Genomic DNA, 12,157 nt, shown 5'->3' with positions numbered 1-12,157 from the left:
GGATTGAAGTCCTGCGGAAGGGCTCCAATCGCATGGATGGTTTGCCGCTGGGCGATGTGAACGTTGCTGGCCTTGTTGATTACCGCAACATGATGTTCGGCGGGTGGGACTTGAACGCGGCCGACCTTGCCAGTGCGGCGGCGGAGCATCGTGTACTAAGTCACGACCAGCTCGCTGAAACCGGAGAAGCCTTGTCCGACATCTCGCCCTGGCCTGCGGTGGGCAGCGGTGCCTTCTGCCGCGGCGTTGACGGAGCGAACAAGCACGAGGCAGCCGGCCACCGCGCTGCCATTGCGGCTATCAGCGCCGACCTCCAACGTTTCCGCCACACCAGCGGTGCTGATGGTGTCGTCATGGTGAACCTGGCTTCAACCGAGCGTACACCCTCCGATGATGGGATCCTGGCTTCGCTGGATGATTTCGAGCGTGCGCTGGACCGGAACGATCCTGGTATTGGCCCGGCCATGCTCTACGCCTACGCGGCCATCGAGAGCGGAGTCCCCTACGGCAATTTCACGCCTTCTCTTGCGGCCGATGCACCAGCGTTGAAGGAGTTCGCGCGTCAACGCAACGTCCCGGTCGCCGGCAAGGATGGTAAGACCGGGCAGACCATGATGAAAACGGTGTTGGCGCCAGCGCTGCGCGCCCGCGCGCTGCATGTGGATGGCTGGTTCAGCACCAATATCCTCGGCAACCGCGATGGCGAGGCGCTGCGCGATCCCGATAGCCTGCGCTCAAAGCTCGACACCAAGGGGTCCGTGCTGGACAGCATCCTTGGATACCACGTCGAGGACCATCTGGTCGATATCCGCTACTACAAGCCGCGCGGCGACGACAAGGAAGCCTGGGACAATATCGACATCTCCGGTTTTCTTGGCCACCGCATGCAGATCAAGGTGAACTTCCTCTGCAAGGACAGCGTGCTCGCGGCACCGCTGGCGCTGGAGATCGCCCGCGTGCTGGACCTGGCGCAGCAGCGCGGCGATGGTGGAGTGCAGGAACAACTCTCCGTCTTCTTCAAGGCGCCGATGGTGGCCAATGGCCACGCACCGGAGCATGCTTTTCATGTGCAGGAGCGCATGCTGATGGACTGGCTCGGCGCACCCTCGCTCTGAGCGGAGGTGAAGCCATGGCCTTGCATGAGTTGGCGGCTCCGACACTGCCCGCCTCCTGCCTCGATACGTTGCGGGAACTGGGCGAGCTGAAGCGCGTCCGATCGGCGGCGCAGCGTGGTTCCATTGCCGATCGACTCTTCGCACGCGGTTGGGCTTTGCTGGCGTCTGGCGCAACGCCCGAAGCGGTGTGCGGAGAAGTCACAGGTGCCGCGCTCTGCGCCGTGCGGCTCGGGGACATTGACGCGCTCTTGCTGCGCAGGCTTGGCGTCGCGCCGGAACGGGCTTCGTCCATTCTGCACTGCGGGCTGCAGGAGGTTCTGGCGGAGCTGCCCACGCCACTCGCTGCCCCCTCCATCGCAACGCTCGGGCAGGCGCTGGAGCCTACCCTGCTGGAGCATGACCCGCCGGCGTTCGTCACACTGCTATCGCAGCAGCCTCGCGCCGGCGTCACGTGCCCCGGCAAGCCGCGAATCCTCCTCGAACCGCCGGAAAGCCATGCGGAACATTGTCTGATGGTGGCGGTCTACGGCGTTCTGCTGGCGCCGGCCTACGGCGCGGCGCCTGTGACGGTGTTTCTCGCCTCGATGGCCCATCATCTCCATAACGCCCTCTTGCCGGATTCCGGCTTCGCCGGCGAGGTCCTGCTCGGCGAGCAGCTAGAGCCGGTGATGCGCCGTGCGACTCATATGGCTCTGGCCGAGCTGCCTGCGGAACTGGCTGGGATCGTGCAGGAAGCCTGCATGGTGCTGCCAAATGCGGACACGCCGGAGGGCCGCGCCTTTCACGCCGCCGATACGCTGGATCGAGTGTTGCAGATCGAGCAACATCTGCGCTCCGGGCACATCACCATGCGGCAGGTGTTGCACGACATGGAGCTGGTGCACGAGGGACCTGTGAAGCCGTTCCAGGACCGGCTGCTTGCTGAGCTGGGCCTGCCCGCATGAACCGGCGAGACACCGCGCATTCCTGCGTGGACGCGCAGGGACGGCGCTGGCCGGTATTGGAAGGGATTGCATTCGCCCGCGTATCGCGCGCCGCCCTCGCCGCCGAGGCGCTCGCTCTCCTCGACGCAGGGGAGCAGGAGCGTGCGCTGGTGCTGCTGCTGGCTGATCAAGATGATTGGTGGAACGGTCCCGCGGCCGAACCGGAGGCCTTGCGCGAGCTGGTGCAGAAGGCAGATGGGCTATCGCTGCGACAAGCCATGGCGCTGCTGGCCTGGGGGCCGGTCGCCGATTACTTCGCCCATCGCTGGAGTGATGCAACATTCATGGCCGGGCTGGCGCTGACAGAGGCGCATTGGAATGCGCCACGCAGCGCCTTTGAACTGGCCTGCGGCATCGGCCACCACCTGCGCGCCCTGGCACAACACGGCGTAGAGGTCAGCGGGGCCGACATTGTATTCGCCAAGCTCTGGGTCGCACGCCGCTGGGTGGTGCCTGAAGCTGAACTGACCTGCCTCGACGCGGCGTCACAGCCTTGGCCAGTGCGGGAAGACGCGCGCTTCGACCTGGTGACTTGCCACGATGCCTTCTATTTCCTGGAGCCCAAGGGTGCAATCGTGACCCGGCTGCGCGACATGCTGCGCCCGGGCGGTGTCCTGGCCGTCAGCCACATCCACAACCGTGAATGGCCTAATCTTTCTGCCGGCGCGGCGGTAACAGCGGCTGAGTTGTCCACCCTGTTCCCCGATACCCACGTGTATGACGATGCCGAGTTGAGCCGGGCTGCACTGGATCGGCGCACTCCTCGCGCGGCACTGCCCGAAACCCTGCGCGGGGCCGAAGCCTTCTCCGTGGCGCTGGCATCTGGTCAGGCGATGCCAGTCAAGGGGCGATTGGTGCTGCCGCCGGCCGGCGCACCGTTGCGACGTAATCCTCTCTACCGCAATGGCCAGATTGCCTGGCCTTCAGAACGTTATGCGGGGGAGTATGGCCCACGCGCGCCCTACCCTCCCCACACGGAGTGCCCGGAGACAGCACGGCTCGACCCTGGAACCGAGGGCTGGGCCCTACGGCGCGAATTGCTCGATCTGCCGGAGCGCTGGTGATGGCGGACACGGCCTTTGGCTGGGGAATCGTTGGCTTTGGATGGGTCGCACGAGATCACGCGGCGCCTGCCATGCTGGCAGCCGGCCACCGCATTCAGGCCGTGTGCGACCCGGGCGACCGGGCGCGGGAGATCGCCGCAGAACGCTTCAACCCCATCGGTGGCGTACACGAGAGGCTGGAGCCGTTGCTGAACGACCCGGCGGTGCAGGCGCTTTATGTCGCGACGCCGAACCACTTGCATCGCAGCGCGGTGGAGGCCGCTGTCGCCGCCGGCAAGCCGGTGCTGTGCGAGAAGCCGATGGCCGCCACCTTGGCCGATGCAGTGGCCATGGCCGCGGCTGTTCAACGCGGCAGCGTCCTCTACGGCACTGCATTCGACCAGCGCCATCACCCAGCCCACGCTGCCATGCGTACGGCGGTCGCAGCGGGTCTGATCGGCAGGCCCACCGCCATCCGCATCGCCTATGCCTGCTGGCTCGACGTCGGCTGGAGCATGACCGGCGAGGGCGACAACTGGCGGGCCGATCCGAAACGCGCCGGCGGCGGCGCGCTGATGGACCTGGCGCCGCATGGGCTGGACTTGGTGGAATTTCTGCTGGGCGATCCCATTGCCCAGATCGCGGCGCTGACCCAGAGGCGGGTGCAGGGCTACGACGCGGATGACGGCGCGGTGCTGATCGGCCGCACCGGCTGCGGCGTGCTGGTGCAGCTTCACGTCGCCTACAACTGTCCGGACGCGCTGCCACGCCGGCGGTTGGAGGTGCTGGGCAGCGCAGGTCAGCTGGTCGCCGTGAACACCATGGGCCAGGACTCCGGAGGCCAGGTGACCTTCACCGATGTGGAAGGCACAAGCTGTGTCCTGCCCGTGCCCGACGCCTCTGCCTGTCCTTTCGCCCGTCAGATGGCGGCCTTCGCCCAAGCCGTAGCCCAGGGAGACCAGGACGGCTTCAGCGTACGGCGCGACCTGCATACCATGCACCTGCTCCACCAGGCCTATGCCGGAGATGATCCATGCCGCTGACACCCTGGGCCTGCGCCAACTGCGGCTTCTGGCAGAAGCATTTCGGTCCACTGACCTGCCCTGTCTGCGACGACACCCGCAACGACCTGCCGCATGATGGCTGGCATTTCCTGCGCGAAGAGGAGGTGGCGGGGCGTCTCACCGGTTCCTGGCGTCGGCTGGAACGCGACATGGTGGCCTTCAGCACCGCGCCGCCCTTTGGCCTGAACGGCACCGGCTGGCTGCTTCTTCACCCCGACGGCAACATCGCCTTCGAGGCCGCGCCTTACTACACGGAACCCATGCTGCAGGAGATCCGGCGGCTTGGCGGCATCCGCTTCCTCGCCGCCTCCCACGTCCATGGTTATGGCGCCCTGTGGCAGCTGCAGGACGTGTTTCAGCCGGAGGTGATGGCGATCCAGAAGGATGACCTGCGCATGACCAAGGCGTTCCGCGTGACCTGGCCCTATGACGACGCGCTACAGCTGCGGCCCGGACAGACACTGCTCCATGTGGGTGGGCATTACGAGGGGCAGGCGGTGCTTTACGACGAAACGCGCCGCATCCTGTTCTGTGGCGATGCCTTCAAGGTGGACCAGGACCCGGCAGGCGAGAACCTCGCTGTTTCCACCCACAAGGCTTTCCATAAGGACATCCCGCTCTCCCCGGGCGAAGCGTGCAAGTACCGCGAGGTGATCTCACGTCTAGATTTTGACACCGTCTGCACGCCCTTCGAGCACGCTCCCGGCATCACCACCGATGTTGCGTTGGCGGTGCTAGATGACCAGCTGCGCGGCCCGCCGGGCGTGCGGCACATCCCCATGCAGGAATTGCTGCGCATGACGCGGCAGGATGTGAGGAATGAGCCATGAGCGACGATCTCCACGCGGTGGCCGAGGCCTTCCGGTCTAGCATGCCGGTCGGCGGCAGGGTTTCGGTGTTCCGCGTCGATCCGCTGGACCGCACTGGCATCCCGATGGCGCAGGCCAACTTGATTGAGCCGGGCAAGCCGGCGACGATGGGCCATGGCTATGGCTTCACCGGCATTGAGGCTGAGGTCGGCGCCCTGGGCGAATTATGCGAGGAAGTGCATATCGGCCGCCACGTCGCCGAGGCGCCGCGCTTCATTGGCAGCTTCGCAGAATTGTCTGGCAGTCAAGCGGTGGTGGATCCGCTGACGCTCTGCCTGCCGGCAGGGTCTGACTATACCCCGGATGCAGTGCTTCCCTGGGTGGAGGCGCATCGCTGGCCTTCGGGCGAGGCTGTGCTCGTGCCGCGCGAATGGGTCGCCGCCTACCCCTACCAGCTGGGCGAGGCGGCGCGGCTGATCACGCCCATCACCAACGGCCTCGGCGCCGGCTTCGATCTGGAGCACGCCATTGGCCACGGTATCATGGAGGCGCTGCAGCGCGATGGCAACGTCCTCTCCTACCGCGCACTGGACCAGGGCGCTGTGGTGGAACTGGACGTGGTACGGGAGCCGGCGGTCCGCGACCTGCTGGAGCATCTGCACGGCCTTGGCATCGAGGTGCAGGTAAAGCTGGCTGCCACCGATTTCGGTATGACCAATCTTTACGTCGTCGGCAACGATCGCGGCGAGCCGACCGTACCGATCCAAGTGACTGCCTGCGGCGAGGCCGTGCATCCTGATCGCGACCGCGCACTGCGGAAGGCGTTGCTGGAATTCTGCGGGTCGCGCTCGCGCAAGGCGGCCACCCACGGACCCATCCCCCTGGTGCGTGCCAGCCTGCCCTCCGACTATGTGGAGCGGCAGCTCGCTGCCACCATGCTGGAAGAGGAGGAGCCCCGTGCATTGGCGGCGATGGTGGAATGGATGGAACAGGACGCCGCGACGCTGCGCGACCGGTTGGCGCCGCGCGTCTTCTCTGAGCGGACGCGGCACCCATTCTCCGCCCTCCCCACCGTACCGGCCGCCGCCGTCGCGTCCTCCCAAGACCGCCTGGCACTGCTGGTCGCGAGGCTCGCAGCGGAAGGGATGGAGGTGCTCTACGTCGATTGCTCGCCGCCCGGCGGCTCGCCGGTGCGTGTGGTGAAGGTGATCGTGCCGGGGCTGGAAAGCGAGACTATGAGCTACCACCGCATTGGCTGGCGCGGCGTGCGCCGTCTGCGCGAACGCGGTGACCCGTTGCTGCTGGACGCGCCGCAGGAGGGTGCCAAGCCGGTGCGGCTGCGGCCGGAAGATGAGGAGCGGGCCGGTGGCCCGGCCTGGTTCGACGCTGCGCTGGCCGATCGCATCGTTGGCAGCCTCTATCCGATGTACAGGGAAACCGGCACCTTCTCTGCGCAGCTGGCACTGGCCCAGCGGCGTGGCCACGCGGTGCCGGCATGAAGCTCCGCTTCGCGTACAACACCAACGGCGCCGCCAACCACCGGCTGAACGACGCCGTCGCCATCATTGCCGATTCCGGCTACCAGGGAGTCGCTCTGACCCTGGACCACCACCACCTGGACCCGATGGAAGATGGTTGGGAAGCGCGTGCCGAGGCGCTGGCCCGGCGGCTGGACGCGCTCGGTCTGGGCTGCGTCATCGAGACCGGGGCCCGCTACCTTCTGGACCCGCGCATCAAGCACGAGCCGACGCTGCTGAACCCGGCCGCGGAGGGCCGTGCCCGCCGCATCGCCTTCCTGAACCGGGCCATCGACATCGGCGCCATCCTCGGCGCGGAAGCCATGTCCTTCTGGGCCGGTGTGCCCCGCCCCGGCGTAGACAAAGTAGCCGCTGGAACTTGGCTGCGGGACGGGGTGGCGCGGGTGCTGGATCATTCCGCGACGCGCCAGGTGCCGGCGGCGCTGGAACCTGAGCCGGGCATGCTGATCGAGACGGTGGACGAGTGGGCCGCGCTGCAACGGGACATGCCAGGCCTGACCCTGGCGCTGGACCTCGGCCACCTCCTGGTGACACAGGAGCGCGAGCCACCTGCAGCCTTGCATGAGTTTGCCACCCATCTCGGCACTGTCGCCATCGAGGGCATGGCGCGTGGCGAGCACGTCCACCTCCCGTTCGGCGAGGGCGACATGGATGTGCCCGCCTGCCTCGAGGCGCTGGAGGAAATCGGCTTCAGCAGGCTGGTCTGCGTGGAGCTGTCGCGCGAAAGCCACCGCGCACACAGCATGATCCCCGACTCCATCGAGTGGCTGCGCAATTGCCGGGGGCTTGCATGAGAATCCTGTTCCTGTCGCGCCGCTACTTTCCGGCGATCAGCGGCATGAGCGTCTATGCCGAGAACTTGCTGGCGCAACTTGTCGCCGCTCGCCACGACGTCACCATGGTCAGCCAGTACCGTGGCGATCCGGCCGGCACGCGGGTTTATGGCGGCGGGCCGCCGCCGCCGGTGCCCGGCGTGCGCGTGATCGGCCGCCAATCCTTCGGCGAGGAAGCCTTCGCCGAGCCTGGCGGCGCAGATTTCGAACGCGACGTGGACGACATGGTGGACACGGTTCTGGCCGAGCACGAGCGCGCACCCTTTGATGTTTTGCACGCGCAGTATGGCTACCCTAATGGCTGGGCAGCGCTGCTGGCGGCGCGACAGATCGGTGTGCCCGTGGTGGTTTCGATCCAAGGCGGGGACGGCCATTGGGTCGGCTCATGCTGCGAAACACACCGCTTGGCGATGGTGCGCGTGCTGGAAGGCGCAGACCGGCTGCTGATCGGCTGCAACAGCTTCGCAACCGAAGTGGTGGAGCGGCTAGGCGTGGCACGGGAGCGCTTCACCATCGTGCCCGGCGCGGTGGATGTGCATCGTTTCCACCCGGCTGCCGGTCGACGGCCAGGCGATGCGGCGGATCCTGTACGGCTGTTTTACCATGGCCGGGTGGATCGCCGGAAAGGCGTGCTGGACTTCCTTCACGCGCTGGATGCGCTTCGCCGGGAAGGGATCCGCTTCGCCGCCACGATCAGCGGCATCGGTCCGGATCTGGAGGCGGCGCAGGCGCTGGATGCAGAACTTTGCCTCGGCACTCGGTTCAGCGGCTACGCGGACTACAACGCCACGCCGGCGCTTTACCGGGAACAGGACGTGTTCGTTTCCCCAACCTATGCCGAAGGTTTCTCCAATACGGTGCTGGAAGCCATGGCGAGCGGCATGGCTTCGGTTTCCTGCACGGCTGTTGGCGTGGTGGACTGCTTGCGGCATGAGGAGAACGGACTGCTCTCCTCGCCAGGGGACGTATCCGGGCTGACGGAGAACCTGCGCCGCATCATCGAGGATTCGGCACTGCGTCGCCGTCTCGCCGCCGCCGCCCTGGAGGAGTGTCGGCGCACCTATTCCTGGGAAGCGGTGGGACGGCAGATCATGGACCTCTACGCCGAACTGCAGGGCAGCCACCACAAGGCTGCAATCGACCCGGAGCTGCCGCGCAGCGAGTGCCGCTTCCGCGATGCGCCGCACCTGCTGTGATGCCAACCGCGCTCGCCATCTCGCCCCATCTGGACGACGCCGCCTTTTCGGCCGGCGGTACGCTGGCCTGGCTGGCACAGCAGGGATGGGACGTGGTGGTGGTCACCGTTTTCACCGCCACAGTTCCGTCTCCCGCCGGCTTTGCCCTGCGTTGCCAGACCGACAAAGGTTTGCCGACCGAGGCGGATTACATGGCGATCCGCCGGGCTGAGGATGAGGCGGCCGGTGCGGTGCTGGGTGCCCGCGTGCTGCACCTGCCGCTGCGGGAAGCGCCGCACCGCGGCTACCAAAGCCCAGCAGCGCTGTTCGGCCCGCTGCGCGCCGATGATCGTCCTGAACCCGTGGCTGCGGCCCTGCGCCTGCAGCTGGCGGATTACCGCCCAGCCTTGATCCTTGCACCCCAGGCGCTTGGTGGACATGTGGACCATGTGCTGACGGTACAGGCGCTGCTGTCCCTGTCGCTCTCGCCCCCGGTGCTGTGGTGGCAAGATTTTCCGTATCTGCGCCGCGCCGACACGCCGCGCCGACCGTTTTCGGACTTCTGGAACAGCCTGCCCGAATGCGCGCCGCCCACCGATCCGGCGCGCAAGCACCGAGCCTGCGCCGCCTATGCCACGCAGCTCGGCTACCAGTTCGATGGGCCGGAAGGACTGGCACGGGCGCTGGCCGAAACCGGCGGGGCGGAGCAGATGCGCCTGCAGGGCCAGTCGCCGCTTCCGGAGCTGGCGGAATGAGCCCGGACGCGGGACTTCACGCCTCACTCCTCAACTGGGCAAAGAGGGCGTTCCCAATCAATCCTTTATGCAGGTGAGACCGCGTCCATGACCACCGTGCTTATCACCGGCGGTGCCGGCTATATCGGCAGCCAGGTCGTGCTGGCGCTACAAGATTCTGGCTGCCATCCTGTGGTGCTGGATAATCTTTCCACTGGATTTCAGGAAGCTGTTCCGGCGGGCGTCACCTTTGTCCGTGGGGATGCCGGCGATGCCGCGCTGGTTGAAGCGATCCTCACCCGAACTGGAGCCTGTGCGGTGATGCATTTCGCCGCCTTGATGGTGGCGCCGGAAAGCGTTCGCGAGCCGCTACGCTATTGGCAGAACAATCTTGGGGCCACGATAGGGTTGCTTGAGGGGATGGTTGCCGCCAGGGTGCGGCTGCTGGTGCTTTCCTCGACCGCGGCCGTTTACGGCATTCCAGATACCCTTCCGGTCGGGGAGGATGCGGTCTGCCGCCCGATCAATCCTTATGGCTCCAGCAAGCTCGCGGCGGAACGCATGGTGGCCGAGGCCGCCGCCGCGCATGCCGCGCGCTATGTCACCTTGCGATACTTCAACGTGGCCGGCGCCGATCCTGCGGGTCGTACTGGCCAGCGCCGGGCCGGCGCCACGCATTTGATCAAGGTGGCCTGCGAGGCCGCCCTGGGACAGCGCATGGCGGTCGACATCCATGGCTCGGATTACGCGACATCGGACGGAACCGGGGTGCGGGACTATGTTCATGTGGCCGACCTTGCCAGCGCCCACGTGGCGGCCCTGCACCACCTGCTGGGTGGAGGAGAGAGCCTGACGCTGAACTGCGGATACGGCCGCGGTCACTCGGTGCGCGAGGTGCTGACGGCAGTGGGGCGCGCGGCGGGCCGGCCCGTACCCTGGCGGGTCGCACCGCGTCGCCCGGGGGATCCGCCCGCCGTGGTGGCGCGGGCGGAGAATGTGCGGCAACGTCTGCAATGGCAGCCGCAATACGATAGCCTCGACCGCATCGCTGCTGACGCGCTGGGCTGGGAACGCCGGATGATGGAACGGGATGGCAGCGGCCTGGCCGCCGCCGGCGGATGAGTACGGAATGGACCCGAGCCGTCACCTTTCCTGAGGCGGATGTTGCGGCCCGGCGTCGGTTGTTCGCGCTTATGGTCGGCGCCGTGGCCATGGCATGGATCGCGCTCGGCGTGCACGTGCTGGCACCTGGCGGCTGGAGCGTGTGGGAAGTGGCGTTGCTGTTTTGCATCCTGGCCAATGCTCCCTGGCTGGCGCTTGGCGGCGTGACGGGGCTGCTGGGCTTTCTGGTGCGGCTGCGCGCTTCATCGGTCGGTGAAGCCGCGACGCATGACCCACTGGTCTTGCGGACGCTTCTGGCCGTCTGCGTGCGGGACGAAGCCATGCCGGAGGTACTGCAGCCGCTCGCGGCGTTGATGGACGGGCTGAAGGCTTCAGGGCACGGCGATGCCTTTGCCATCGCCATTCTTTCGGACACGCAGGATAACGATGCCGCGGCGCGCGAAGAGGCAGCTGTCTCGCAGCTCGCTGCAGCGCGGCCACAGGGCGAAGTGATCTATCGCCGCCGCGCGGACAATGTTGGCTACAAGGCCGGCAACGTCATGGAATTTCTGGATCACCACGCCGGCGGCTTCTCCCTGCTGCTGCTGCTGGACGCCGATTCCGTAATGGAGCCGGCGCTGGTGCTGCAGATGGTGCGCTCCATGCAGCAGGAACCCGGTCTGGCGATCCTGCAATCCACGGTAACGGGCGGAGAAGGTGCAACGTCTTTTGCATGCTTGTTGGGCCATGGCCACGCGCCAGGGATGCTGACCTGGGCCGCGGGGCAGGATTGGTGGCAGGGCGGCGAAGGTCCGTTCTGGGGGCACAACGCCCTTCTGCGCATTGCGCCTTTCCGTCAGCACTGCCGGCTGGAGACCCTGCCGGATGGTTCCGCCATCCTGTCGCACGACCATGTCGAGGCCGCGCGGCTGCACCAGGCCGGATGGGAGGTCCGTGTGCTGCCGACGCCGCAGGGCTCCTTCGAGGCGCACCCGCCTAATGTGGCGGAATTCCTTGAGCGGGACCGTCGCTGGAATGCCGGCAACATGCAGTACCGCCACCTGCTGCTCAACCCGGCGCTGGGTGTGCTGGGGCGGCTCCAGATGCTGCAGGCCATGCTGCACTACGCGCTGGCGCCGCTCTGGTTCGCCATGCTGCCCCTGGCGGTGTTGAACGCCATGGAGGGAGCGGAGGGAACGCCGCGTGGATCGCTGCTGGTGCTGCTTCTCTCCGGCTACGGTTTGCTGCACCTGCCGCGCCTGGCAGGCCATGCGTTGAACCTGATGGCAGCCCCCGCTGGCCGGCGAGGCCGCGTTATGCGTGACGCCGCCGCAGAAAGCGGATTCATCCTGCTGTTCGACAGCATTGCGGCACTCGACAAGAGCTTGACGGTGCTGAGCCATGCTTTCAGGTTGCGCCGGGCGGGCTGGCCGGTGCAGCAACGGCGGCCCCGCGCCATCCTGTGGCGCGAGGCGGTGCGCCGCTTCTGGCCGCACAGCATCGCAGGGCTGCTCCTGCTCGGTTTGTTGATCACATCAGGCTCGGCCTTTGCCGTGGCTGTGGCTTTGCCTGCGTTGGCCGGACTGATCGGCAGCATCCCCTTTTGCGTGATGACGGCCCGGCCGCGTGCTGCTGCCTCATGAGGCGGCCATGCGTTCGAAACAAGTCGGCAGGCCGTAGGTGGTGCAACCTCCCACGGCGTCTCCAGGGCGCAAGCCTCGCGGCCCTGCTCACATGCGGTTCAGCAGGAGTGGCCACGGCG

At 66.9% G+C, this 12,157-nt stretch carries 11 protein-coding genes; all 11 read left to right on the top strand.

All coding sequences use genetic code 11. From position 1 onward, the window contains the following. The first annotated feature begins 32 nt into the window (after positions 1–32). Positions 33–1,115, top strand: a complete 1,083-nt coding sequence (locus ACFOD4_RS04990) for an inositol-3-phosphate synthase (RefSeq protein WP_379594831.1) — start codon at positions 33–35, stop codon at positions 1,113–1,115. A gap of 14 nt (positions 1,116–1,129) precedes the next feature. Continuing rightward, the gene (locus ACFOD4_RS04985; RefSeq protein WP_379594830.1) at positions 1,130–2,059 is read left to right on the top strand and encodes an HD domain-containing protein; all 930 of its coding nucleotides are present in this window, start codon (positions 1,130–1,132) and stop codon (positions 2,057–2,059) included. Beyond that, positions 2,056–3,162 carry a class I SAM-dependent methyltransferase gene (locus tag ACFOD4_RS04980; protein WP_379594829.1) on the top strand — a complete coding sequence of 369 codons (1,107 nt, stop codon included), beginning with the start codon at positions 2,056–2,058 and terminating at the stop codon, positions 3,160–3,162. Before ACFOD4_RS04985 ends, ACFOD4_RS04980 begins: the two co-directional genes overlap by 4 nt. After that, the gene (locus tag ACFOD4_RS04975; protein ID WP_379594828.1) at positions 3,162–4,184 is read left to right on the top strand and encodes a Gfo/Idh/MocA family protein; all 1,023 of its coding nucleotides are present in this window, start codon (positions 3,162–3,164) and stop codon (positions 4,182–4,184) included. The genes ACFOD4_RS04980 and ACFOD4_RS04975 overlap by 1 nt, the downstream gene beginning before the upstream one ends. Beyond that, the gene (locus tag ACFOD4_RS04970; protein WP_379594827.1) at positions 4,175–5,035 is read left to right on the top strand and encodes an MBL fold metallo-hydrolase; all 861 of its coding nucleotides are present in this window, start codon (positions 4,175–4,177) and stop codon (positions 5,033–5,035) included. The genes ACFOD4_RS04975 and ACFOD4_RS04970 overlap by 10 nt, the downstream gene beginning before the upstream one ends. Further along, positions 5,032–6,513 carry a YcaO-like family protein gene (locus tag ACFOD4_RS04965; RefSeq protein WP_379594826.1) on the top strand — a complete coding sequence of 494 codons (1,482 nt, stop codon included), beginning with the start codon at positions 5,032–5,034 and terminating at the stop codon, positions 6,511–6,513. The genes ACFOD4_RS04970 and ACFOD4_RS04965 overlap by 4 nt, the downstream gene beginning before the upstream one ends. Beyond that, positions 6,510–7,346 (top strand): sugar phosphate isomerase/epimerase family protein, encoded by an 837-nt coding sequence (locus ACFOD4_RS04960; RefSeq protein WP_379594825.1) that lies wholly within the window; start codon positions 6,510–6,512, stop codon positions 7,344–7,346. The genes ACFOD4_RS04965 and ACFOD4_RS04960 overlap by 4 nt, the downstream gene beginning before the upstream one ends. Further along, positions 7,343–8,581: a glycosyltransferase family 4 protein gene (locus ACFOD4_RS04955; RefSeq protein ID WP_379594824.1), complete on the top strand. Its 1,239-nt coding sequence runs from the start codon at positions 7,343–7,345 to the stop codon at positions 8,579–8,581. The genes ACFOD4_RS04960 and ACFOD4_RS04955 overlap by 4 nt, the downstream gene beginning before the upstream one ends. Further along, entirely contained in the window at positions 8,581–9,315 is a 735-nt protein-coding gene (locus ACFOD4_RS04950; protein WP_379594823.1) for a PIG-L deacetylase family protein, read from the top strand. Before ACFOD4_RS04955 ends, ACFOD4_RS04950 begins: the two co-directional genes overlap by 1 nt. Positions 9,316–9,402: 87 nt before the next feature. Beyond that, positions 9,403–10,416 carry a UDP-glucose 4-epimerase GalE gene (gene galE / locus ACFOD4_RS04945; RefSeq protein ID WP_379594822.1) on the top strand — a complete coding sequence of 338 codons (1,014 nt, stop codon included), beginning with the start codon at positions 9,403–9,405 and terminating at the stop codon, positions 10,414–10,416. After that, the gene (gene mdoH / locus ACFOD4_RS04940; protein WP_379594821.1) at positions 10,413–12,038 is read left to right on the top strand and encodes a glucans biosynthesis glucosyltransferase MdoH; all 1,626 of its coding nucleotides are present in this window, start codon (positions 10,413–10,415) and stop codon (positions 12,036–12,038) included. Before galE ends, mdoH begins: the two co-directional genes overlap by 4 nt. The last annotated feature ends 119 nt before the right edge of the window (positions 12,039–12,157 follow it).

The sequence above is a fragment of the Teichococcus globiformis genome (assembly GCF_042646265.1).
Classification (GTDB): domain Bacteria; phylum Pseudomonadota; class Alphaproteobacteria; order Acetobacterales; family Acetobacteraceae; genus Pseudoroseomonas; species Pseudoroseomonas globiformis.
The sequence above is the reverse complement of the archived record's forward strand: the minus strand, read 5'-3'. Positions and strand labels throughout refer to the sequence as shown.